Below are 24,931 nucleotides of genomic sequence, written 5' to 3'. Positions count from 1 at the left end.
ATAAGCTAAGATTTGGAGAAGACCAAACTGGTCTTCTCTTTTTGATGTTTAGATTTGTGGAAATTGCTTCTGAAATAATGTAAAAAATAAAAGATAAAATGCAAATTATATATTGCATTATAGAGATTTATAAAGTGAAAGGGGAATCTGTAAGAGAATATCAGAAAAAGCGCTTTGAAAAGTATTTGGATCAATTGGAAGAAGAGCGATAACCTGTCCTTCTCGCTTAAACTTTCCAGCTCTGCTATTTTTCAAACAAATATTTTGCTCAGCTTTTCTTCTCGGGTTATAATAAATAGATGAATTAAAAAATTCAGAAAATTTTATAGAGAAAAGAGAGTTGAAATCTTATGGCAAAAGATATTCGCGTCCTACTTTACTACAAATATGTTCCAATTGAGAATGCTGAGAAATTTGCAGCTGATCATCTGGCCTTCTGTAAATCTATCGGCCTTAAAGGCCGTATCCTGGTAGCAGATGAGGGAATCAATGGAACGGTTTCTGGTGACTATGAAACCACTCAAAAATACATGGATTATGTGCACAGCCTTCCGGGCATGGAAGACCTTTGGTTCAAGATTGACGAAGAAAATGAGCAAGCCTTCAAGAAAATGTTTGTTCGCTACAAGAAAGAAATTGTGCACTTGGGCTTGGAAGACAATGATTTTGACAATGACATCAACCCACTAGAGACGACAGGAGCTTACCTGTCACCTAAGGAATTTAAGGAAGCACTCTTAGACGAAGAAACTGTCGTCCTAGACACTCGTAACGATTATGAGTACGATCTGGGTCACTTCCGCGGTGCCATCCGCCCAGACATCCGCAACTTCCGCGAATTGCCACAATGGGTTCGTGATAACAAAGAGAAGTTCATGGACAAGCGCGTGGTTGTTTACTGTACTGGTGGTGTTCGCTGTGAGAAATTCTCAGGCTGGATGGTACGTGAAGGATACAAGGATGTCGGTCAGCTTCATGGCGGTATCGCGACTTACGGCAAGGATCCAGAAGTTCAAGGTGAGCTTTGGGATGGTAAGATGTATGTCTTTGATGAGCGTATCTCCGTTGATATCAACCATGTCAATCCAGTTGTGATTGGGAAAGACTGGTTTGACGGTACTCCTTGCGAGCGCTATGTCAACTGTGGTAATCCAGAGTGTAACCGCCGCATCCTGACTTCAGAAGAAAATGAAGACAAGTACCTCCGTGGCTGTTCTCACGAATGCCGTGTTCACCCTCGCAATCGCTATGTGGCTGAAAACGGCTTGAGCCAGGCAGAGGTGGTGGAGCGTTTGGCTGCGATTGGGGAAAGTTTGGAAACATTGATAGCTCAGTAATTTAATCGTGAAGATAAAAAACTTTAGACGATTCAAACGTCTAAAGTTTTTATTTTGTGGTCATCTAGGAAATCCGCACCGGTTAAACATATAAAGTGATAAATCTTTATGCTATAATTATTATCATATTGCGAGATGATAGAGATGTTTTGATGAAAAAATCGTAACAAAAAGTTACAAAGCATATTCAATTGAGAAGTTGCTTTGTAACATAAAGGAGGAAGGGCGATTATGCTAAAAAAAAGCTTATTGTTTATTTCAGCTTTATTGGTATGCTTGTCACTTTTAGGATGTAATAGAGCAGCAAGAAAACCTGAAAAAGTATCCTCTATCTCAATTGGAGAGACCTATGCTATCTCTGGTAGTATAAAACTGGTTGATGAAAAACGCTTTGTACTTTTAGAAAATAATGCAGATTTTAAAACGAATCAAGAAATAGAAGATTACCAGAGAGATAATTATCCACTGGACTTGTATCCAGATATCTATTTTGCGGAAGGTACCTATGTGAAAGTTGGGGAAGACTATCGCTTGACGACGGTGCGAGCTGTTCGAGTAGAGTTTAAGAATGTTAAAAATATTCAAGCGAAAGTGATTTCTAGAATAAAGAGGAATGAAAACTCAAATCCCAGCAAGGATTATTTTACCTTAGAAAAGAAGTCAGATTATTACATGGTTAATGCCAAACTGCCAGTTTTAACGACGGACCAAAAAATTCCTGACTCTATTGATGAATTTCTGGCTCAATATCAGTATGAGCCAGAGGAGTTGGAGTGATAGGCCAATAGGAGGTGTATTTTGAAAAAACTTTTGCGATTGATGATAATGGGGCTGTCTGCTTTGTTGCTCTTATCTGCTTGCCAAAGTACTTTTCAAGCTCAGAAAGTTGATCAACTTGAAATCGGGACAGTTTATCATGACGGTGGGGAATTTAAATTATTAGATGGGAATCATTTTGTTATGATTCAAAATCAAGCGCGTTTTGACAGTGAAAAGAAGTTAGAACAGTATAAAATAGACAATGATGATGATGGCTTTTATCCAAATATTTATTTTGCAGAAGGGGTTTATGAGAAGTCGGGTGATGAGTATCGACTGAAAGTCCTTAGGAGTGTGGAAGTGGAATTTAAAAATGTCTCAAATATTGAGAAAAAAATTATATCTACCAAGCGGGTGGATGATATTCCTGCTAAAAACGGTTTTAGTTTAGTTAAAAAAGATAACTATTATGCTGTTAATGGGAAAGTTCCGCTGAAAACCAGTGACCAAAAAATCCCTGATTCTATTGATGAGTTTCTGGCACAGTATCAGTACGAGCCGGAGGAGTTGAAGCGATAAGCCGATAGGAGGTGTATTTTGATAAAACTTTTGCGATTGATAGTAGTGGTGCTATTCGCCTTCTTGCTCTTATCTGCTTGCCAAAATACTTCTCAACCTCAAAAAGTTGATCGTCTTAAAATCGGGACAGTTTATCAAAGTGATGGCGAGTTTAAATTGATAGACGGTAAGCGTTTTGTTCGTATGATAAATGAGTCTTATTTTGATAGTGAAGAAAAATTGAAAGAATTTCGCACCGATAATGAAGATTTTACTTTTTATCCAAATATTTATTTTGCAGAAGGGACTTATGAAAAGGTGGGGGATGACTATCAACTTAAGATCCTCAAGAGTGTAAAAGTTGAATTTAAAAATGTAGCTAATATCAGGAAGAAAATTATTTCAACTAGAATCGTTAAAAGCAATCCCACTACAAAATATATGAGATTAAGCAAGGAAGAAGGTTATTATACATTTAACAAGAAAGTTCCGCTGAAAACCAGTGACCAAAAAATCCCTGATTCTATTGATGAGTTTCTGGCTCAGTATCAGTACGAGCCAGATGAGTTAGACTGAGAAATAGCGATGATTTCTTTCAGGATTTTAAACATACAAAACTTTGGATGTTTCAAGCGTCTAAAGTTTTTTTATCATTTATTTACAGGTAAAAGTCTTGTTGGACAGAGATTTGGGAAAGTAGACTGTTTCCGCCGATTCTTGGGGCATCTCGCGGAGTATTACTTGCTTTCTGGTTTTCTTTCTGCGGTTTTGATTTTTTGTCCTTTCTTTTTGTTATGATATAATGGGCTTAATAAATGGGAAAGGAGCAAGTCTATGTCTAAAGCTATCATGGAAGAAGTGGCAGCCTATCTGCGTCAGCATGCAGATGAAGAACTGAGTCTGACCGATTTGGCTCAGCATTTCCACTATAGCCCTTCCCATCTATCCAGAACTTTCAAGAAAAAGATGGGCTTTTCTATCAAGCAATATGTGGAAGCTCTTAAGATGGAAAAAGGGATTCAGGAGATTGTAGAAGGCCGGCAAAATGTGACTGAGACCTCTATGGAAGCTGGTTATGATAGTCTAGGCAGTTTTTCCAATACTTTTAAGCGGCATACTGGACTTTCGCCTAAAAAATATTATCAGGAATCAACCAAGGCTTATGATTTTATAGTCAAACAGCTGGATGAGAGGGGAGCTTTGTTACATCAGGAGCCCGACTGTAAAAGTGGCAATCGGTTGACTGTGGCGCTATCTTATCCTGAGGGGTATGAACCACGCATTAGCTGTGTCGGGCTTTTTAAAACCCGCATACCCAAAGAAGAGCCGGTTATCGGAGTAGCACTGAGTCAGGAGAGACGGTTTACTTTTGAAAATGTACCGGATGGTCACTACTATCTTTTGGCCTGTGAATTGCTGGAGGATTTACGCCTAACTAAAAACTATGTCTTGAAGCATAACTTTCGCTGGGGCAGCGATGAGCCTCTCACTTTTTCAGGCGATAGCATCTATCAAGAGGAAATCAGCATGCGCAGGCCCTTACCCAGCGATCCACCTATTACAGTTAATCTTCCAGTTTTAATCATGCGTTCCCTAGCCAAACAAGCGCAATTGAGAATAAGAAAATTTTTATCCTAATTGATAAACTGATACTAGAGATTTATTCTCAGATATAAGAAATCGGAGGAACAATAATGAAATTAGACGTGTTTTTAAGTTTTAATGGTCAGGCCGAAGAAGCTTTTCGTTTTTATGCGGATGTTTTTCAGACAGAGATAAAGGGACTTGTCCGAGCCAGTGAGATGCTGGATCCAGCAGACCTTCCTGCAGAAAGACGGGATAAAGTTGCCTGGATTGCCTTAGATACGGAAAACTTAACCCTGAATGGTGAGGATGTAGGCGTTTTTAACGACCTATCAATTCCTAGCAATCACCAGCCCAATCAATGGTTAGTTCTGAGCCCAGACAGTAGAGAAGAAGCCGATGAGCTCTTTGCCAAACTTGCTGAAGGTGGACAAATTCTCTATCCTTTAGAGGAACAAGCTTTCGCAGAGTTTTATGGTCGCTTGATTGACCGTTTTGGCATCGGCTGGGATGTGATGAAATGAGGTAGAAGGATGGCTTATAGTGAATCCCTAGCCCAGCAAGTCCGTGCCATTTTAGCTACTGAACTTCCTCCTCATGTTTTTGAAGAAGAGATGGAAGAGAAGAAGATGTTTGGTGGTTTGGCTTTTATGGTCCGAGGTAAGATGACCGTTACTGTGAGTTCGAGAAGTCAAGAGCTTATCATGGTACGCATCGGTAAGGAAATGGAAAAGCAGGTTCTGCCTAAAAATGGTGCTAGCGTGACTTTAATGAAGGGTAGGCTTTATCATGGCTATATTGATTTAGATGGCGAAGGACAAAAAGAACTGTCTTACTGGATCAAGCTAGCCTTGTCCTACAATCAGGAGCTGACGCAGCAGAATAAAAAATGAGAAGTGCTCAGATGAGTTTGGCTTTCTTAGAAGTTTATTCATTGTCTTTTTATGAAATTCAAATATATTCTTAGAATCTGTATTGATGAAGCTTTCAATCGAAAAGTATCTTCATGGATACAGGTTTTTTCGTCTTTTTCTTCCAAAAATGTTATACTAATACCAGAGTCCGTTTTGCGAATGAAGTTTATCTTTAAAAGTCTTGGAGAAAAGCTAGTTTGTACCAGTATTGAGTTTTGATTTTGCATTTTCTCGCTTTTTGAAAGGCTTTTGTCGTTAGAAAGGAGCATGGTATGAGTATTTCTTTTTACATTCAGAACCGAAAGGGCTTGTTTAGCTATAAGGCGGTCGAAACACCCTTGTCTCTGGTTTCCTTAGTAGAAGGGCTTGAGGTCATAGGCCTCGAGGGCGATAAGGCTTATCAATCCTTGGATCAGGTCGGAACTTTTCTGGCTGTCTATTGGGAAGGGGCAGGCCGCGGGTTTGAAGTTTATTATCTGCCAGACCGGGAAACCTATCAGGTCCGCGTCTTGACACCATCAACTGTGGGTGATTGGAAAGGGGCCATTCTCTTCATGAGTCGTTTGGCTCAAAAGATGAAGCAGGATATTGTCGATGAATACGGCACCACATACACTGCTGACGGGATTTTTAATATTGATCTTGAAGCGGATATTCTCTACGGCCTGAACGATGCCAGAGTTGCAGCTGCGCCTATGCATGTTTTCGAAGGCTATGCTCATGATTTGTATATGTCGCAGGAAAAACTTCTGGAACTTTTCAAGGCAGAAGATCCTGTGGAGGAGTTTGGCAGGCAGATGGCTGAGATGCAGCAGGTTCAGAGTCAATTTTCTACTCCTAAGTATTATAAGGATCAGGGTGGGAAATACCTGGGTTCTTATGTCTTGGCAGAAGGAGTGGACACAGTCCTTCCAACTCAGCCCATGCCCAAGGGCTACCTGATTAAAGAGATGATTGAGAGCGGTGCTAGTCAAGATATGGAATGGCATCTTCATATCCTGATAGAGGATGCCAGCAGTCCGCAGGGGTATAAATATCTGACAACAAAGGATTTAAAAGCTTTTTTAGAGAAGATTCCGGACACTCACCGTAGCTATCTGGATTCCAGCCAGATCCGGATTCAGCCACTTAGTCGACTGGAACTGGAAGCCATTTTAGATCAACTTCCCGATGGAGAACCGAAGTTTTAAAGGCTAGGAAAATCTACTTTTTGAATCTTAACAGAGCTGCCAAAAGGCGGCTTTTTTTAGGGCTATCAGCAGTTCTCACAATTTTGTGACTCTTTTCGTTTTGATAACATTATTGAAAATATCTTGAAAATTTCAAAAAGAAGCTATAGAATAGAGGTCAGTTTTATAAAAAGGAGAACGAAATGAAAGAAAAACACATGCTGATCTTGGGCTGGGTGGCTACTTTTATGTCTGTTATGATGTATGTTTCCTATATTCCACAGATTATGAATAATCTAGCTGGCAACAAGGGCGATTTTATCCAGCCTTCAGTAGCTGCTCTAAACTGTACTCTCTGGGTCATTTATGGTCTATTTAAAGAGAAACGGGACATTCCTTTGGCTGCGGCTAATATGCCGGGCATCGTATTTGGCTTGATTACTGCTGCAACAGCCCTTATGTAAGATGAGATTGGGAGTTATTCCCAGTCTTTTTTGTTGGAAAATCATTGGATAAAGTACTCACTTCACTTGTAGCTATAGAGCCTGCCTATGGCATTTCCTATGTAGAAAATATGCAGGCAGCGTTCAGCAGACCGCCTTTTTATGATACAATGGTAAGATGAAGTCAGTAGACATCTGCTGGCCGTTTCATCAGGAAGAAAGGGAAAAGAGAGCAAGCCTATGATACTTGAAGAATTTGACCAAAGTCGCAAGGCCATCATCAACCCAGAGGACTTGAATGAATCCATAGAAGGCTTTCCGGGGACGGCTGTTTCCTGCTTTGCCAGGGAGACTTTTGCGCGGATGTTGGCTGATTTTGAGCATGAGCTGATTACGACGACTAGCATGGCTAATATTGAAATTCCTATCTATCGTGTTTTCGTGGATGGACGGGAACTGGCTCTCTTCAATGCACCTGTTGGAGCTTCGGCCTGTGTAGCTATTCTGGAAGACCTGATTGCTTTTGGCATGAAGAAGCTGGTGCTTTTTGGTACTTGCGGCATCTTGGATGAGGAGATTAAGGAAACATCCGTCATTATCCCGACGGAGGCCCTGCGAGATGAGGGGACTAGCTATCACTACCAGCCGGCTAACCGTGAGCAAGAAGTCAATCTTGGTCTGAAAGATTTTTTGACGGATTTTCTGAATGCGCGGGGTATTTCCCATAGCAAGGGCAAGGTCTGGACGACAGACGGCATTTATCGTGAGACTCCTGCTAAGCTCCGCCAGAGAAAGGCTGAGGGAGCTATCTGTGTGGATATGGAATGCTCAGCTGTAGCGGCTTTAGCAGCTTTTCGAGAGATAACCGTCTGCCAGTTCTTCTACGCAGCCGACCACTTGTCTGAGGAAGCTTGGGATATGCGCAACCTAGCCAATCATGCAGACTTAGACGAAAAAGATAAGATTGCCAATCTAGCGGTTCAAATCGCTCTGGCACTATAGAGAAATAAGATGAAAAAACCAATTATCCAATTTGAAGACTTTAGCTTTCAATATCAGGCCCAGTCTGAGCCGACCCTCAAGCAGATTAATCTGACTATTTACGAGGGGGAGAAGGTTCTGATTGTTGGACCATCTGGCTCTGGTAAGTCAACGCTGGGTCAGTGTCTCAATGGAATTATACCTAACATTTATAAAGGAGAGGCCAGCGGTCAGCTCTTGATTAAGGGGCAGTCAGCCTTTGAATCCAGTATTTATGATAAGTCCAATCTAGTCAGCACGGTCTTGCAGGATACGGATGGCCAGTTTATCGGGCTTAGCGTAGCAGAAGATTTGGCCTTTGCGCTAGAAAATGACGTGATGGAGCTGTCGCTTATGCGCGAAAAAGTCAAAACCTGGTCAGAGAAGCTGGATTTATCAGAGCTTTTGCAGCATCGGCCCCAGGATCTATCAGGCGGTCAAAAGCAGCGCGTCAGTCTGGCTGGGGTTTTGATTGACGAGAGTCCCATTCTGCTCTTTGACGAGCCCTTGGCCAATCTGGATCCTAAGTCAGGTCAGGATACCATTGATTTGATTGACCAGCTTCATCGGGAGACGGCAACGACGACTCTGATTATCGAGCACCGCTTGGAAGATGTCCTCTATCGTCCAGTAGACCGGCTAGTTCTTATCAATGACGGACGCATTCTCTTTAATGGACAGCCGGATGACCTGCTCAGAACCCAGCTGCTAGCTGAAAATGGTATCCGCGAACCACTCTACATTACGACCTTGCGCCAGCTGGGCGTTGAAGTGGAAAAGACTGAAGACTTGTCCCGCTTGGATCAGCTGCAGCTGGCAGATGTGACCTTTGAGGGCAGAGACTGGTCTGATTCTGATAAAGAGCTTCAGGAGCCCTTGCTGGAACTGGAGCATGTGTCCTTTGCTTACCAGAGCGGCGGCAAGCCTATTTTGCAGGATATCAATCTGAAGATTTTCAAGGGTGAGCGAATAGCCATCGTTGGTAAAAATGGAGCTGGTAAGTCAACCCTGGCCAAGGCCCTCTGTCAGTTTATCGAGACTGAGGGGAGCTATAGCTGGCAGGGTCAGGATATCAAAGGAGACTCCATCAAGGAGCGAGCTGAGCGGATCGGCTATGTCCTGCAGAATCCCAATCAGATGATTTCGGCAGCCATGATTTTTGATGAAGTGGCTCTAGGCTTGCGCTTGCGCGGACTGGAAGAAGCGGAAATCGAAGAGCGGGTCCATGCGGCTCTTAAGACCTGTGGACTCTATGAATTTCGTAGTTGGCCGATTTCAGCCCTGTCTTTCGGTCAGAAAAAGCGGGTGACCATTGCGTCTATCTTGGTGCTGAATCCAGAGATTATCCTCTTGGATGAACCGACAGCTGGTCAGGACCAGCGCCATTATACAGAGATGATGGACTTTCTAGACGAGCTCAACCAGCAGGGACATACGATTATCATGATTACCCACGATATGCAGCTGATGCTGGATTACTCAGATCGGGCAGTGGTTGTGGTGGATGGTCAGATTTTAGCCGATAAGGCTCCCGCGCAGGTTCTGACAGATCAAGAGTTGATTGCGGCGGCTCATCTAAAGGAAACGTCAATCTTTGCTCTGGCTGAGAAAATTGGTGCCGACCCTCTAGCTTTGACCGAGTTTTATATGCGAGAAAAGGAGGACAAGCATGCTTAATCAGCGAAAATTAATCGGCTACCATGCAGGCGAGACGTTTCTTCATAGTCTGTCCGGTGCCAGCAAGATGCTGTTCTTCGTTCTGGTATCAGTGGCGGCCATGATTAGCTATGATACTCGTTTTTTGCTGGGGCTAGCCCTGCTGTCCCTTTGTCTCTTTCGGCTATCCCATATCCGCATCCGAGACATTTCATTTGTTTTGGTCTTTGCGGCATCCTTTGCTGCTCTTAACTTAGTGATGGTCTATCTTTTCGCCCCTCAGTATGGTGTCGATATCTATGGAGCCAAAGATGTCCTCTGGACCGGATGGGGAGCTTATAATCTAACAGCTCAGGAGCTTTTTTATCTCTTTAATCTCCTGCTCAAGTATGTTTCGACCATTCCTCTGGCAGTGATTTTCCTTATGACAACCCATCCCAGTCAGTTTGCTTCCAGCCTGCATCAGCTTGGTATTTCCTATAAAATTGCTTACGCGGTCAGTTTGACGCTTCGCTATATTCCAGATTTGCAGGAAGAGTTCTTCCTAATCAGGATGTCTCAGGAAGCGCGTGGTCAGGAATTATCCCAGAAAGCCAAACTGTCTCAGCGCGTGAAAGGAAATCTGCAGATTATCATTCCGCTGATTTTCAGCTCACTAGAGCGTATCAATACCATTGCCACAGCCATGGAGCTGCGCCGTTTCGGCAAGAATAAAAAACGCACCTGGTACACCTATCAGGCTCTGACTAAGCGAGATATGATAGTGCTGGCACTGGCAGTCGCCTTTCTATTGCTCTGCTTTGTCCTCTTCGCAGTCAATCACGGCCGCTTTTATAACCCGTGGAGGTAGGATGGAGCATGTTCCTTATGAAGGTATGATTTTCTATGGTGTCTCCTATTTAGATGCTATTTTCATAATCTTTTGGAGAGTTATATGCTGAAAGGGAAGGAGTAATATGAAGAAAAAATGGAAATTTATAGCAGTACTCGTGTTTTTTTTGGCTTTAATTGGAGTTTATGATGCGTATCGATATTTTACTGTAGAGCGATATAAAGTGGTTTCATTTGAAATTGAACCTAAGGATTATGCATTTATTTCAGATAAACAAGGTCTAGTTATCACTTGGAAACCTGTTAATTCTAATATCAAACAAAAAAATTTAGGCGGCGGTAAGATTGCTATATATGGGAAACGATATATTGCCACTGAAAGTTATCAATTTACTCATCGATTTCATGATTCTGACTTTGATTTGAAACATCTAACTTGGGGTGAGTACTGGAAAATTCAAGTATATGATACTAGTACGGATAATTTAGACCGTAAGGAGTATGATTTGCTTGAGGCTATTCGGGAATATGATGATAGTTACGTTCCATTTTCAAGTTATACAGCCTTCTTTAGTCATGATAATGAAGAATATCGGACTATAGAATTAGAAAAAGTGGGAGGAGGAAGTGGTCGTGAGGTTTTGTTTAATCTGAGAACGGGAAAAATAGAAGATGTTCCAAAAGGGGCGAATGTAGGTAGGGATGGGCGAAATAGTATTTTTGTCAACTATACAAGCCTTAAAAATTACTATTCAGAAAGCATGGTAAATACTAATTCTTCTCTCTATTTCCCCAATTCAGTTATTAAACAATCTTCTGATTGGCGCCTAAAGGACGAATACCCTAAAGCTTATGATTTGATGACGAAGCAAGGAGGTCAATTATATCTTTTGACGGATAAGACAGATCCTAAACTGATGTCAGACATTTACAGTCTTTTAATACCGAAAGATAAGCAACTATTTGATAACTTAACTGTTTATGGTAGTATCACAAAAGACGGTCAAGATCATGTGGTCAATTCTTATGAAGAATTTATCAGTGTTTTAAAACTGGAGGAACAGGATAGTAAGTAAGCGACTTTTTATACTTGCCGTAGTCTTGTAGTACATTGAACTTCTAGTCAACAACATAAAAACCAGGCAATTTTTGCCTGATTTTTCTTTTTATAATGGTCTTTTATTTGGCATACCGGCCTTGCGGGGGTATTTGTTGGGCGTTTCTTTCTTCTTTTCAACCACTGTGATAAAGCGGGGGTCACCGTTTGGCAGGGCATAGCTGAGGTTGTCTTGGACCTTGCTAAAGAGTAGGTTGAGGGCATTTTTTGCTTCTTCCAGTTCTTCTGGAGCATTAGAAGCCTTGAGAGCCAAAAGCTTCCCGCCAACTTTTAGATAGGGAATGGTCAGCTCAGACAGGACCTGCATGCGGGCGACTGCACGGGCAGTGACGAGGTCAAATTGGGTCCGAAAGGCCTTGTCCTGAGCAAAGTCTTCTGCGCGGCCGTGGTAGAAGTGAACCTTGTCCAGCGCCAGCTCCTCTGCCAGCAGTTTGAGGAAGTTGATGCGTTTGTTGAGCGAGTCAATGATAGTCACATCCAGCTGAGGGCAGATGATTTTCATAGGGAGACTGGGAAAGCCAGCACCGGCACCGATATCTAGCAGCTTAAGCTCTTGATTATCAATCAGGCCTTGCAAAATGGGGGCAATTGAATCATAGAAATGCTTGAGATAGACTTCATTTTTCTCGGTGATAGCTGTCAGATTGATTTTTTCATTCCATTCGACCAAGAGTTGAAAATAACGCTCAAACTGGTCTTTCTGGCGGTCGGTCAGCTCGATTCCCTGCTGGCTCAATAGCTGGTAAAATTCTTGCGGTGTCATAGTTTCATCCTTGTTTGTCAGTATTCATCCTATTATATCATAAAAAGGAGACCCCAGCATTCTGCCAAAGGGCCTCTTTTCTTATATGCCAATCTGATTGAGCTCTGCCAAGAGCAGCTGGCGCCGCTCATCCTGATTAGCGGTTTGGTCAAAGAGAACTTCTTTTTTTATCTTGCCATCTAAAATAAGCAGCACCTTGTCAGCATAGGTAGCTACGCTGGCATCGTGCGTCACTAGGAGAATGCTTGCGCCCTGCTGGTGGAAGTGCTGTATGAGCTCCATAGCTTGACGGCCAGCCTGAGAGTTGAGGGCTCCTGTCGGCTCGTCAGCAAAAATGATTCGAGGCTGGTTCATGAGAGCCCGGCAAATGCCGGCTCGCTGGAGCTGGCCGCCCGATACCTGATGTATAGAGCGCTGGGCAATGTCCTTAATCCCAGTCAGAGCCATTAACTCCTTGGCTCGTTCATAGGCTGCCTTTCGCTCGCTGCTTTTCTTACCAATGATACTCGGTAGGCAGATATTGTCTAGGATATTGAGATTTTTCAGGAATGTTGCCTGCTGGAAGACAAAGCCGAAAGTCTCTCTGCGAAGGCGGTCCAAGTCCTTGTCTTTCATAGCCAGCAAATCCTGCCCTTCATAAAGAATCTGGCCTTGGTCAGGTTTGTCAATGGTGGACAAAAGATTGAGAAGAGTGGATTTTCCGCAGCCAGACGGCCCCATGATGGCGATGAATTGGCCGCTCTCAATCTCTAGCGACAAATCACGGAGAATGGGCTCCTGATTTTCCTGATAGCTTTTGCTGAGGTTATGTGCTTCTAATAACATAGGCTTCTCCTCGGATGTAGAATTAATGCTAAGCGCTCGGAAACTATCTGCTCAAGATCAATGTTCCTTGAGATAACGTCCAATTTCCAGCTTGTTCAGAGCTCGGAGACTGATGTGTGCTGCTGTGAGTCCACTAAGAAGCAGAGCCAGCGGTGTCCATAGAAAAGTAAAGGACTTATTGATGATGAGCTGGAGTTTGCTGATACCGAAGCTGCTGAGCAGCAGACTGCAGACTTCTTGCCCTAGGCTAAGGAGCAGCAGGTCGGCTATTGCCAGAGCCAGCATCAAGATGAAGCAGACGGCGAGCAGGTAGTGGCTCCTGAGTCGTTCACTGCCAAATCCCAGCATCCGATAAAGTGCCAAGTCAGCTTGGTCCTTGGTGAAAATCATATAGACAAAGAGGGTCATTAGGGTGAAGACAATGCCGAGCCCTGTCCAGAAGACACTGATCTGAATCAGGCGGAGCATGGCTAGCGTGTCATCAAAAGTCTGATGGAAAAAGTCTTCTACGTCGGTTAATTTATAGTTGGAATAGCGTTTTTTCCAATCGTTAATTTTTTTAGCTTTGTTGCTAGCATCTTTAAGACGGATGGTCGTCAGACTATTGAGCGTTTGCGCTTGCTTTGTCACAAAGACAGCCTTGGCGGTCTTGCCGCCGTAGGTCAGGTCTGAGTAGATACCGACTACTTTTAGTTTTCTGGTTTGACCGTCTACCGTCAAGGTCAGGCTGTCTCCTGCTTTTAGCTTGAGCTCTTCTGCCTGCAGCTTGGATAGGGCAATTTCATCCTCGTTTTTAGGATAGCGGCCTTGGCTGTATTTGACTGGAAATCCCGCATGGTTTCCCAGAGTTACACGCAACTGCTGGGTCTGACCTTGCTGGTCTTGATAGGAGAAATTCTGGCTCTGGTACTGATTAATTTCGGCGACATCCTTGTCTGCCTGCAGTTCTTTTAGCAGCTGGGCAGCCTTGGTATCGATATCTTCAGTCTGAGAAATATCAACCAACACATCTGGCTGACCGGCTCCTAGATACTGGATGAAATTCTTGTCCATCACAGTGCTGTAGAGACTTGCTGGCAGCAGGATAAGCAGGCTAATCAGACTGACAATGACCAACATAGTCAAATAGAGTTTTTTATGACTGAGAATCGTTTTCAGGGCGAAATAGGGCCTGTCTAAGAAGGGTATAGACGGTAAACCCATCTTCGGAGTAGAAGGAGTCGCGGTCAGACTGTTGGAAGAAGCTAATCTTAAAGCTTGGCCGGGGGTCTTTTTCTTAAAAGAGCTGAGAGGCCGGGCAGTCAGCCAAAAGACCAAGAGACAGAGCAGTAGAGCCACTAGCATTTCCAGAAGATAGCTATAGAAGGGCGTCGGACTTTGCCCCATAGACAGTGCCATTTGCTTTTTAAAAGGACTACTCAGAAGAAAGGACAGTCCCCATCCAGCGATGGTTGCTAGAGCCAGACAGAAATAATACTTGGTCAGGTAGACCCTGCTGATAAAGCTTTGGGGCAGTCCCATCACCTTCATAACGGCAATCTGCTGCAGGTCTTCTTGAATCTTGGTCAAGAGGGCAAAGCGCATGCAGAGAAAGGTGATGCCAATGATAGCCACAACCAGCAGCCCCATGACTAGGATGACTAGAGCATCATTGAAGCCGTTAATCATCTTGATAGTCGGATAGGTAATCATAGGCGGTCCGTTGGACTCGAGCTCGGCATTTTTATAGGCCTGCTCGATAGCTGAGATCTGGCTAAGCTTATGCACTCGAAAGGCAATCAGGTTCTCACTAGATGCAACTGCTTCTTTTTTCAGAGTCTGCAAATCAGTTTGTGAGATGAGGAAGCGTTTGGAGGAGACTAGACCGGCATTCATCTGGGCATCTCGGATAAAGCCCTGGACAGTTAGCTGTAGCTTGCCGACTCTTATTTGGTCACCGATTTTGATTTTTCCGCTGTTGTAATAATAAAGGGGGATATAAACTTGCCCTGGCCGAGGCTGGGCTGGTTGGTTATTCTGATCCAACAGAAAGTCAAAGTTTTGGTTCTGACTGGAAAAGCCATTATCCTGGGAGCTATCCTGAAGCGAGTCCTGCCCATTGATGCGGATGGCTGACCCTTCCACATTGACAAAGTCTGTCAGCTGCCAAGAGGCAATTTCTGGATGCTGCTGGACGAAGTTTTGCAGGCGTTCTCGGTCGACGCTTCCGCTGTGCATCTGTAGCAGGTGAGGACTTTTAGCTGTTTCCACAAAGCGCTCAATTGAGCTAGTGAGACTGACGGTCAGGCGTGTAGCTGCAAAGCTCAGGGTCAGAGTCAGAAGCAGGAAAAGCCCGATGACCAGCATGCTGACTTTGTTTTCCTTTAAATCATTTTTTATCAAGCGTTGAAACATATTCCAGCTCCTTTACTGAACGTGCTAGGGAGAGCAGATAAGCACCGATGCTGATAGAGATACCGGATAGGATAAAGAGCAGACCGTAGCCTCTGCCTCCGCCAACACCGATGATTTTTCCGACAGAATTTGCCAGCCAGCCAAAGTAAGTCAGCGAGGGTTTGAAAAGAGTGTCTGCGACCCAACCCATGCCGGCATAAGCTAGCACATAGCCTAGCTGAGAAATAATCCCGATGGTCCCCCAGACCTTGCCTTGATCGGCTTTGTTAATATTGATGCGGACCAGATAGTCAATAGCTGTATTGGCGAAAGGTAGGGCAGCAAAGAGGAGAAAGCCAAAACTGCAAATCCAGATGAAGTTTTCCTTCATTCCTAGCCCAACCATGAAGAGTCCCAGTAGAAATAGTGAGAGGCAGAGCATACGATGGAAGTGTTTTTTGATAGCAAATATCCCCAGAACCAAGCCTCCTATCAGCATCCCGCTGCTGGAGATGGTCATGACCCAGCCGGCTGTTTTGGCATCTGCGAAAGCTAGCACCAAGGGAGAAAGCAGGATTTGGACTGTTCCCAAAAAGAAGGAAAAGCCTGTTCCAGCTAAGACTAAAAACCAGATGCCTTTTTTTCCATAGACGATTTGAAAACCTTTAAGGAAATCAGCCCAGAAACGGCTATCACTGCTATAAACTTGTGAATGAATGGCCCGTCGGGCTAGCAAGGTGCAGGCTACTGTCACGAAAATGGTCGAAAAATCCAGCAACAGAATCGTGCTGATATGTCCACTCGCCAAAATCATTCCAGCCAAGGCTGGTGAAATCAGATAGCGGGCAATGCCATTAATCTGGGACAAACCAGTTGCTTTTGATAACTGATCCTCCGGCAGCAAGTCGGAAATCGTAGCTCGAAAGGCCGGATTGACCAAGGCTGAAAAGAGCGAACTAATGGCAGCTCCGATACAGATAAAAATCAAAGCAGGATTCTTCAGACTAAAGTAAATCCAGAGAACTCCTAAGCCTGACAAGCCATCTCCCAGAGCCATCAGCAATCTTCGGTCATAGCGATCTGCCAGAATTCCAGCCAGAGGAGTAACCAAAAGACCAGGCAGAAATGCACAAAGCGTAACAAAAGAAGAAACAGAAACCAAACCGGTCAGCTGGAAGATATAAACTCCTAAAGCGAAAGAAGTCATACCAGAGCCGATTTCCGAGATGAGGCTTCCAATCCAAATCAATAAAAAGAGTCTAAAACCTGATTGTTTCATAGTTACCTCCTTATGCTTGTAATGGCAAGTAAGTGTAAATAGTAAATCTAGTGCTTAGCTTTCTAGCTGCTTTGAGTTTGAATCAGGGATAGAAAGGGATTGAAGTAGCCTTTCCGGCTGTGAAAAAGAGTTTCTAAAAGATAGAGAAAAGCTTGTAGTTTTTGCTGCTGTTTTTCTAGGGATAGAGCTTGAAAGCTGCTGCCAAAAACTTGAAGCGAATAAGTAAGAATCATTTCCAAGCTTTCGTAGGGATAGTCGGTCCTCATATCTCCAGCAGTGATACCGTCTTGGATGATGGGAAGTAGAATCTGGGGTGCTCGTTCAAGAAGAATTTGATTGGTCTTTTCGTGCAGGAGCGCATTTTGTGGCTGATTGAGATGCAGCAGTACTCCCTCTCCCTCTTGGTGATTGAGATTCAGAGCAGCCATACTGCCAACCAAGCGCTCTATGATAGTCAGTCCACGATTATCAGCAAAGGCTTGGGAAGCTGTAAATGCTCTTTCAATGGTTCGCTCAATGATGGCATCCATTATCTCTTCCTTAGAAGAAAAGTAATAGTAGAGAGTACCGCGGGCGATTTGAGTCGCTTCTAAAATCTGGGAGATAGAGGTCTGGTCAAAGCCTTGCTCCATAAAAAGCTCCTGAGCGGTATCTAAGATAAAGTCTTTTTTATTAGCCATGTTTGCATCCTTTTTGGTAGTAAAATTTTTTCGACCGACAGTCGGTTTATTCTTTCCTTTATCGTACATCTTTTCTAAATCAATGTCAAGAATAAAGACAGTTCCTCTATTTTTTGATATAATAAGTCTAATCAAAATTGGAGGAGTATATCATGACTTTTATTATTGTTCTTATTATTGTCGCGGTTTTAGCATTCTTCGTTGTTGGTGCATACAATACCTTGGTTAAAAGCCGCATGCAGACTCAGGAAGCTTGGAGCCAGATTGATGTGCAGCTCAAGCGTCGTAATGACTTGATTCCTAACCTCTTGGAAACGGTCAAAGGCTATGGCAAGTACGAGCAGGCGACCTTGGAAAAGGTAACCCAACTGCGCAACCAGGTAGCTTCAGCTGCTTCACCAGCCGAAGCTATGCAAGCCAGTGACGCCCTTTCTCGTCAGATTTCTGGAATCTTTGCAGTAGCTGAAAGCTATCCAGATCTGAAAGCTAACACTAACTACCTGAAGTTGCAGGAAGAACTGACCAATACTGAAAATAAAATTGCTTATTCTCGTCAGCTTTATAATTCAGTAACTAGCAACTACAATGTCAAGTTGGAAACATTCCCAAGCAATATTGTTGCAGGAATCTTTGGCTTTAAAGCTGCTGACTTCCTTAAGACACCAGAAGAAGAAAAGGCTGTACCAAAAGTTGACTTTGGCAGCACTGGACTAGGTGACTAAGATGCTATTTGATCAAATTGCCAGCAATAAAAGGAGGACTTGGCTCCTCCTTATCGCTTTTTTCGGACTCTTGGCTCTCCTTGGAGCAGCTATTGGCTATCTCTGGCTGCGCTCTGCTGTTGGTGGTGTCTTGCTAGCCTTGATCATCGGAGCGATTTATGCCGGAGTGATGATTTTTCAGTCTACAGAAGTGGTCATGGCTATGAACGGAGCTCGCGAGGTCTCTGAGCAGGAAGCACCTGAACTCTATCATATTGTTCAAGATATGGCCATGGTCGCTCAGATTCCTATGCCACGTGTCTATATCGTAGAGGATCCCTCTCCCAATGCTTTTGCGACTGGCTCTAAGCCTGAAAATGCAGCTGTTGCAGCAACTACAGGTATCTTGCAAATCATGAATCGTGAGGAGCTTGAGGGAGTGATTGGCCATGAAGTCAGTCATATTCGCAATTATGATATTCGAATTTCAACGATTGCTGTGGCTTTGGCCAGTGCTATTACCATGTTGTCTAGCCTAGCTGGCCGTATGATGTGGTTTGGTGGCGGACGGCGCAGTAGTAATGATCGAGATAACGATAGTGGTTTGGGAATTATTCTCCTTATCGTATCGCTGATTGCTATCGTTTTAGCTCCTCTGGCAGCTACCTTGGTGCAGTTGGCCATTTCTCGTCAGCGGGAGTTTCTGGCTGATGCTTCCAGTGTAGAGCTGACCCGCAATCCGCAAGGGATGATTAATGCTCTGCTCAAGCTAGATCGCAGCGAGCCTATGGAACATCATGTTGATGATGCCAGTGCAGCTCTCTATATCAGCGATCCTAAAAAAGAAGGCAGTCTGAAGAAACTTTTCTATACGCACCCTCCTATCTCAGAGCGGGTGGAGCGCTTGAGACATATGTAAAAGCTGGGAATAAATTATTTCCAAAACTTAGACCAATAACTAGTAAAAGGATTTAGTTCTGCATTGAACAGGACTAAGTCCTTTTCATTTTACTTCCTTTCATTCATGTCTAAAAAATATTCGTTTAGATTTTGTTACAGTTTTATTTCAGTTATCCATGAACCTCAGATTATCCAAGTTTATTTTTGTATAAGTAAGGAGGCTAGTTTTGAAAAAGCCAGTGTTTTCAAGTTGTCAGGTTGAACCCTTCTGAGAATCTTATAAAATCAATATTTTCTTGAAAACCATATAACTTTCAGAAAAAATCACTATATTGAGTATTCCTATCTTTCAAATTAATCTATTTGTATTATTTGGAAATATAAAGTAATTTTTTTGTAACATATTCGAAATATATTACTAGTATATTAAATTTAGTAAAAAATTTTATTGCATATATGAAACCGAGGGCTCAATATGTTGAAAACATTTGGAAAAATTTTCAAAGTCATTAGAGAATCAAAAAACATGTCTCTTAAAGAGGCGGCAGCCGGAGATATTTCAGTGGCTCAGCTGTCTCGTTTTGAGCGGGGAGTCAGTGGTATCACGCTTGATTCTTTCTATTGCTGCTTAAAGAATATGGCTGTTTCTCTAGACGAATTTCAGTATGTTTACCATAACTACATTGAGGCAGATGATGCGCTTTTCTCAAAAAAAGTAGCTGATGCTTATCAGGAAAACAATGTTGTCAAACTCCAAAGTATATTGGCTAGCTCAGAAGCTTTGGCTGAAAAGTTCCCTGAGAAGAAGAACTATAGGCTTAATACAATTGTTGTTAGAGCAGTATTGTCTTCCTGCAGTCCAGATTTTCAGATTAGCAAGAAAGATGTAGAATTTCTGACCGATTATCTCTTTTCCGTTGAGGAGTGGGGGCGTTATGAGCTCTGGCTCTTTACTAATAGTGTGGATCTATTGACCTTGGAAACACTGGAGACCTTTGCTAGTGAGATGATTAACCGCACCCAGTTTTATAATAATCTACCGGAGAATCGCCGGCGTATTATCAAGATGCTGCTTAATGTTATCAGCGTCTGCATAGAGAGTAATCATTTGCTAGTTGCTATGAGATTCCTCAATTATCTTGACCATTCTAAAATCCCTGAGACAGATCTTTATGATCGGATGCTGATTAAGTATCATAGGGCTCTTTATTCCTACAAGGTTGGGAATAGCTATGCTCTGAGTGATATTGAGGAATGCTTATCTTTCTTGGAATTTTTAGATTCCTTCGGTGTTGCCCAGAAGCTCAAGGCTCAGTTTGAAAGAATTTGCCTTTCCCAGTTGCAGATGTGCAAATAAAATAGACTCATTTCTAAAAATATACTAGAATAAGAGTATAACTTTATACCAAATTCAGAAGGAGGCTTTATGATGGAGAAAAAAATTCATTATAAGATGCATAAAGTTAAGAAGAACTGGGTAGCCATCGGTGTGACTACCTTAGCACTTATCGTAGCGCCAAAAGTACTTGGTCTCGAAGCAGGTCTTGTCCACGCTGATGATGTTAAGCAGGTGGCAGTTCAAGAACCAGCTGCAGCTCAGGATAGTGGCTCAGGGCAGCCAGTTCAAGTACAAGCTAACTCAGCTTCTCAGCTGGAAGCAGAAAAATCAACTTCTGCAGACAAGGTGACTGATGCTGCTGTAGCCAGTGAAAAAACTGTTGAAACTGCAGCAAATACGGAAGCGACAGCTCAAACAGATGCTCAAGAGCCAGCTAAGCCGGCAGTAGAAGAAGCAGCAACTACAGAAAAGGCGGCCGTTGCTGAAGAAGCAAAAGCGGCTAATGCAACATCAGAAACTGCTAAAACTGCAGCAATTGCTCAGGATAGACAAGCAAGTCCAGCAACTGCTGACAAACAAGCAAAGAAGACTGTTACAGACAAGATTGTTGCAAATCCAAGGGTTGCAAAGAAAGATCGTTTGCCAGAACCGGCTCAAAGACAGGGAGCGATAGCTGAAAGAATGCGTGCTGCTCAAGATCAAGCAGCGCCTGTTAATGCTGAGCATGATGATGATGTCTTATCTCACATCAAGACCATTGATGGCAAGAAATACTATGTTCAGGACGACGGTACAGTTAAAAAGAATTTCGCTGTTGAGCTCAATGGAAAAATTCTTTATTTCGATGCAGAGACTGGAGCACTGATTGATTCAGCTGAGTATCAATTCCAGCAAGGTACTAGCAGCCTCAACAATGAATTTACCAGAATGAATGCCTTCCATGGTACAACGGACAAGGACATCGAAACAGTAGATGGCTATTTGACAGCAGATAGCTGGTATCGTCCAAAAGCTATCCTCAAGGATGGAAAAACATGGACTCAGTCTACAGAGACCGACTTGCGTCCCCTATTGATGGCTTGGTGGCCTGATAAGCAAACGCAGGTTAGCTATCTCAACTATATGAACCAGCAAGGTCTGGGAGCAGGAGCTTTTGAAAACAAAGTGGAACAAGCTATCCTGACAGGTGCTTCTCAGCAGGTTCAGCGCAAAATCGAAGAAAGAATCGGTAAAGAAGGCGATACTAAATGGCTGAGAACACTGATGGGCTCATTTGTCAAAACTCAGCCAAACTGGAATATCAAGACAGAGTCTGAAACAACTGGTACTAATAAGGACCACTTGCAAGGCGGAGCTCTGCTTTATACCAATAGTGATAAGACTTCTCATGCTAATTCTAAGTACCGCATCCTTAACCGCACACCTACCAACCAAACTGGTACACCTAAGTACTTCATTGACAAGTCAAATGGTGGTTATGAGTTCTTGCTAGCTAACGACTTTGACAACTCTAATCCAGCTGTTCAGGCTGAGCAACTCAACTGGCTGCACTTTATGATGAACTTTGGAAGCATCGTAGCCAATGATCCGACTGCTAACTTTGACGGAGTCCGTGTCGATGCGGTGGATAATGTCAATGCGGACTTGCTCCAAATTGCCTCTGACTACTTCAAGTCTCGCTACAAGGTTGGAGAAAGTGAAGAAGAAGCCATCAAGCATCTGTCTATCTTGGAAGCTTGGTCTGACAACGACCCTGACTACAACAAAGACACCAAGGGTGCTCAATTACCGATTGATAATAAGCTTCGTCTGTCCTTGCTTTATTCGTTCATGCGTAAGCTTTCTATCCGTAGTGGTGTAGAGCCAACGATTACGAATAGTCTGAATGACCGTTCTACTGAAAAGAAAAATGGCGAGCGGATGGCCAACTATATCTTTGTTCGGGCTCATGATAGTGAAGTGCAAACCGTTATTGCTGACATCATCCGAGAAAATATCAATCCAAACACGGATGGTTTGACCTTTACCATGGATGAGCTCAAGCAAGCCTTCAAGATCTACAACGAAGATATGCGCAAGGCAGACAAGAAGTATACGCAGTTCAATATCCCAACTGCTCATGCTCTCATGCTCTCCAACAAAGACTCTATCACTCGGGTCTACTATGGTGATCTCTATACAGATGACGGTCAATACATGGAGAAAAAATCTCCTTACCACGACGCTATCGATGCCCTGTTGCGTGCTCGGATTAAGTATGTAGCTGGTGGTCAGGACATGAAAGTCACCTATATGGGTGTCCCTCGTGAGGCTGATAAATGGTCTTACAATGGTATTTTGACTTCTGTTCGTTACGGTACTGGTGCCAACGAAGCAACAGATGAAGGTACAGCAGAAACTCGTACCCAAGGGATGGCAGTTATTGCTTCTAATAACCCGAACCTGAAACTGAACGAATGGGATAAACTGCAAGTCAATATGGGAGCAGCCCATAAGAATCAATACTACCGTCCTGTGCTCCTGACGACTAAAGATGGTATTTCCCGCTATTTAACTGACGAAGAAGTGCCTCAATCCCTCTGGAAGAAGACAGATGCCAATGGTATTTTGACCTTTGATATGAACGATATCGCTGGCTACAGCAATGTCCAAGTTTCTGGTTATCTGGCTGTTTGGGTACCAGTTGGTGCTAAGGCAGATCAGGATGCTCGTGTAACAGCCAGCAAGAAGAAAAATGCCAGCGGTCAGGTTTACGAATCTAGCCCTGCTCTTGATTCTCAGCTGATTTACGAAGGCTTCTCTAACTTCCAAGACTTTGCAACTCGTGATGACCAATATACCAATAAAGTCATTGCTAAAAATGTCAACCTCTTCAAGGAATGGGGAGTGACTTCATTTGAGCTGCCACCTCAGTATGTATCTAGCCAAGACGGTACTTTCCTAGACTCTATCATCCAGAATGGTTATGCCTTTGAAGACCGCTATGATATGGCTATGAGCAAGAACAATAAATATGGTTCTTTAGATGACCTGCTCAATGCTCTCCGTGCTCTTCACAGTGTCAATATCCAAGCCATTGCGGACTGGGTGCCAGACCAAATCTACAACCTGCCAGGCAAGGAAGTGGTAACAGCAACTCGTGTCAACAACTACGGAACCTACCGTGAAGGCGCAGAAATCAAGGAAAATCTTTACGTTGCCAATACTAAAACGAATGGTACTGACTATCAAGGCAAGTATGGTGGAGCATTCTTGGATGAACTCAAAGCTAAATATCCAGAAATCTTTGAACGAGTACAGATTTCCAACGGTCAAAAGATGACGACTGATGAGAAGATTACCAAGTGGTCTGCTAAACACTTCAACGGTACCAATATCTTGGGTCGTGGTGCTTACTATGTCCTTAAAGACTGGGCTAGCAACGAATATCTCAACAACAAGAATGGTGAGATGGTACTGCCTAAACAATTAGTTAATAAGAATGCCTACACAGGATTTGTTAGTGATGCTAGTGGTACTAAGTACTATTCAACTAGTGGCTATCAAGCTAGAAATTCCTTTATCCAAGATGAAAATGGAAATTGGTATTACTTCGATAAACGAGGCTATTTAGCAACAGGTGCTCATGAAATTGATGGCAAGCAAGTTTATTTCCTCAAGAATGGTATTCAGCTGCGTGACTCGCTCCGTGAAGATGAAAACGGCAATCAGTACTACTACGATAAGACTGGTGCCCAAGTTCTCAACCGTTACTACACTACTGATGGCCAAAACTGGCGTTACTTTGATGCCAAGGGTGTCATGGCTAGAGGCCTGGTAACCATGGGCGGCAATCAGCAATTCTTCGACCAAAATGGCTACCAAGTCAAGGGCAAGATTGCGCGTGCCAAAGATGGTAAACTTCGTTACTTTGATAAGGATTCAGGTAATGCTGCTGCTAACCGCTTTGCCCAAGGTGATAATCCAAGTGACTGGTACTATTTCGGAGCAGATGGTGTTGCAGTAACAGGTCTTCAAAAACTTGGTCAGCAAACACTTTACTTCGACCAAGATGGCAAGCAAGTCAAGGGTAAAATCGTGACACTTGCAGACAAGAGTATCCGTTACTTCGATGCCAACTCAGGAGAAATGGCAGTCGGCAAGTTTGCGGAAGGTGCCAAGAACGAATGGTATTACTTCGATCAGACTGGTAAAGCAGTGACAGGTCTTCAGAAGATTGGTCAACAAACCCTTTACTTTGACCAAGATGGCAAGCAAGTCAAAGGTAAAGTAGTAACTCTGGATGATAAATCTATCCGTTACTTCGATGCTAATTCAGGAGAAATGGCAGTCGGCAAGTTTGCAGAAGGTGCCAAGAACGAATGGTATTACTTTGATCAGTCTGGTAAAGCAGTGACAGGTCTTCAGAAGATTGGTCAACAAACCCTTTACTTCGACCAAAATGGCAAGCAAGTCAAAGGTAAGATTGTCTATGTCAATGGTGCTAACCGTTACTTTGATGCCAATTCAGGTGAAATGGCGCGCAATAAATGGATTCAGCTGGAAGATGGAAGCTGGATGTACTTTGACCGCAATGGTAGAGGCAGACGCTTCGGCTGGAACTAATAGTAATAGAGTAGGCTAAATGAAACTTAATCTTTAGCTTTCTAATACACAAAAACGATAACTTCTTATTTGGAAGTT

General features: G+C 43.3%; 22 protein-coding genes. 17 read left to right on the top strand and 5 right to left on the bottom strand.

From position 1 onward, the window contains the following. Positions 1–350 precede the first annotated feature (350 nt). The 13 genes from trhO to D8877_RS01140 all read left to right on the top strand — a co-directional run bounded on the left by trhO (position 351) and on the right by D8877_RS01140 (position 11,347). The gene (gene trhO / locus D8877_RS01210; protein ID WP_125340534.1) at positions 351–1,337 is read left to right on the top strand and encodes an oxygen-dependent tRNA uridine(34) hydroxylase TrhO; all 987 of its coding nucleotides are present in this window, start codon (positions 351–353) and stop codon (positions 1,335–1,337) included. 231 nt (positions 1,338–1,568) lie between these two features. Continuing rightward, complete coding sequence (locus D8877_RS01205; protein WP_125340535.1) at positions 1,569–2,114, top strand: hypothetical protein; 546 nt, start codon at positions 1,569–1,571, stop codon at positions 2,112–2,114. A gap of 21 nt (positions 2,115–2,135) precedes the next feature. Then, positions 2,136–2,675, top strand: a complete 540-nt coding sequence (locus D8877_RS01200; protein ID WP_125352154.1) for a hypothetical protein — start codon at positions 2,136–2,138, stop codon at positions 2,673–2,675. Positions 2,676–2,693: 18 nt separating this feature from the next. Further along, positions 2,694–3,230 carry a hypothetical protein gene (locus tag D8877_RS01195; protein ID WP_125352152.1) on the top strand — a complete coding sequence of 179 codons (537 nt, stop codon included), beginning with the start codon at positions 2,694–2,696 and terminating at the stop codon, positions 3,228–3,230. A 258-nt stretch (positions 3,231–3,488) separates the two neighbouring features. Next, positions 3,489–4,292, top strand: coding sequence for a helix-turn-helix transcriptional regulator (locus D8877_RS01185; protein WP_002911910.1), 804 nt, complete (start codon positions 3,489–3,491; stop codon positions 4,290–4,292). 56 nt (positions 4,293–4,348) lie between these two features. Then, positions 4,349–4,762 carry a VOC family protein gene (locus D8877_RS01180; protein WP_002911911.1) on the top strand — a complete coding sequence of 138 codons (414 nt, stop codon included), beginning with the start codon at positions 4,349–4,351 and terminating at the stop codon, positions 4,760–4,762. A 9-nt stretch (positions 4,763–4,771) separates the two neighbouring features. Continuing rightward, positions 4,772–5,131 carry a TfoX/Sxy family protein gene (locus D8877_RS01175; RefSeq protein ID WP_002911912.1) on the top strand — a complete coding sequence of 120 codons (360 nt, stop codon included), beginning with the start codon at positions 4,772–4,774 and terminating at the stop codon, positions 5,129–5,131. A gap of 293 nt (positions 5,132–5,424) precedes the next feature. Beyond that, complete coding sequence (locus D8877_RS01165) at positions 5,425–6,342, top strand: DUF4299 family protein (RefSeq protein WP_002911913.1); 918 nt, start codon at positions 5,425–5,427, stop codon at positions 6,340–6,342. A gap of 182 nt (positions 6,343–6,524) precedes the next feature. Next, positions 6,525–6,785 (top strand): SemiSWEET family transporter, encoded by a 261-nt coding sequence (locus tag D8877_RS01160; RefSeq protein ID WP_002898091.1) that lies wholly within the window; start codon positions 6,525–6,527, stop codon positions 6,783–6,785. A 219-nt stretch (positions 6,786–7,004) separates the two neighbouring features. Then, complete coding sequence (locus D8877_RS01155) at positions 7,005–7,766, top strand: nucleoside phosphorylase (RefSeq protein WP_002911914.1); 762 nt, start codon at positions 7,005–7,007, stop codon at positions 7,764–7,766. 9 nt (positions 7,767–7,775) lie between these two features. Next, complete coding sequence (locus tag D8877_RS01150) at positions 7,776–9,461, top strand: ABC transporter ATP-binding protein (protein ID WP_002911915.1); 1,686 nt, start codon at positions 7,776–7,778, stop codon at positions 9,459–9,461. Further along, entirely contained in the window at positions 9,454–10,290 is an 837-nt protein-coding gene (locus D8877_RS01145; RefSeq protein WP_002911916.1) for an energy-coupling factor transporter transmembrane component T family protein, read from the top strand. Before D8877_RS01150 ends, D8877_RS01145 begins: the two co-directional genes overlap by 8 nt. Positions 10,291–10,396: 106 nt before the next feature. After that, the gene (locus D8877_RS01140) at positions 10,397–11,347 is read left to right on the top strand and encodes a hypothetical protein (RefSeq protein ID WP_002911918.1); all 951 of its coding nucleotides are present in this window, start codon (positions 10,397–10,399) and stop codon (positions 11,345–11,347) included. Positions 11,348–11,437: 90 nt separating this feature from the next. On the opposite strand, the gene rsmG is transcribed toward D8877_RS01140, so the two are convergent. The 5 genes from rsmG to D8877_RS01115 all read right to left on the bottom strand — a co-directional run bounded on the left by rsmG (position 11,438) and on the right by D8877_RS01115 (position 17,308). Then, a complete protein-coding gene (gene rsmG, locus D8877_RS01135) occupies positions 11,438–12,151 on the bottom strand; it encodes a 16S rRNA (guanine(527)-N(7))-methyltransferase RsmG (RefSeq protein WP_125338257.1) in 714 nt (237 codons plus the stop codon). 81 nt (positions 12,152–12,232) lie between these two features. Further along, complete coding sequence (locus tag D8877_RS01130) at positions 12,233–12,976, bottom strand: ABC transporter ATP-binding protein (protein ID WP_125338256.1); 744 nt, start codon at positions 12,974–12,976, stop codon at positions 12,233–12,235. Between the two features lie 57 nt (positions 12,977–13,033). Further along, positions 13,034–15,370, bottom strand: coding sequence for an FtsX-like permease family protein (locus D8877_RS01125; protein ID WP_125352149.1), 2,337 nt, complete (start codon positions 15,368–15,370; stop codon positions 13,034–13,036). Further along, positions 15,345–16,628, bottom strand: coding sequence for an MFS transporter (locus tag D8877_RS01120; RefSeq protein WP_125352147.1), 1,284 nt, complete (start codon positions 16,626–16,628; stop codon positions 15,345–15,347). The genes D8877_RS01125 and D8877_RS01120 overlap by 26 nt, the downstream gene beginning before the upstream one ends. A 62-nt stretch (positions 16,629–16,690) precedes the next feature. Beyond that, positions 16,691–17,308 carry a TetR/AcrR family transcriptional regulator gene (locus D8877_RS01115; protein ID WP_125340565.1) on the bottom strand — a complete coding sequence of 206 codons (618 nt, stop codon included), beginning with the start codon at positions 17,306–17,308 and terminating at the stop codon, positions 16,691–16,693. A 152-nt stretch (positions 17,309–17,460) separates the two neighbouring features. Here D8877_RS01115 and D8877_RS01110 point away from each other — a divergent pair, with 152 nt between their 5' ends. The 4 genes from D8877_RS01110 (at position 17,461) to D8877_RS01095 (ending at position 24,853) form a co-directional block, all read left to right on the top strand. Further along, complete coding sequence (locus tag D8877_RS01110; RefSeq protein ID WP_072073563.1) at positions 17,461–18,030, top strand: LemA family protein; 570 nt, start codon at positions 17,461–17,463, stop codon at positions 18,028–18,030. 1 nt (position 18,031) lies between these two features. After that, entirely contained in the window at positions 18,032–18,928 is an 897-nt protein-coding gene (gene htpX, locus D8877_RS01105) for a zinc metalloprotease HtpX (protein ID WP_032912509.1), read from the top strand. Between the two features lie 456 nt (positions 18,929–19,384). Continuing rightward, positions 19,385–20,266: a helix-turn-helix domain-containing protein gene (locus tag D8877_RS01100; RefSeq protein ID WP_002922003.1), complete on the top strand. Its 882-nt coding sequence runs from the start codon at positions 19,385–19,387 to the stop codon at positions 20,264–20,266. A 69-nt stretch (positions 20,267–20,335) separates the two neighbouring features. After that, positions 20,336–24,853: a glycoside hydrolase family 70 protein gene (locus D8877_RS01095; protein ID WP_125340567.1), complete on the top strand. Its 4,518-nt coding sequence runs from the start codon at positions 20,336–20,338 to the stop codon at positions 24,851–24,853. The last annotated feature ends 78 nt before the right edge of the window (positions 24,854–24,931 follow it).

This window comes from Streptococcus sanguinis, assembly GCF_003943735.1.
GTDB classification, from domain to species: domain Bacteria; phylum Bacillota; class Bacilli; order Lactobacillales; family Streptococcaceae; genus Streptococcus; species Streptococcus sanguinis_E.
Note: the sequence above shows the minus strand (reverse complement) of the source record. Positions and strands in the feature narration are given on the sequence as shown.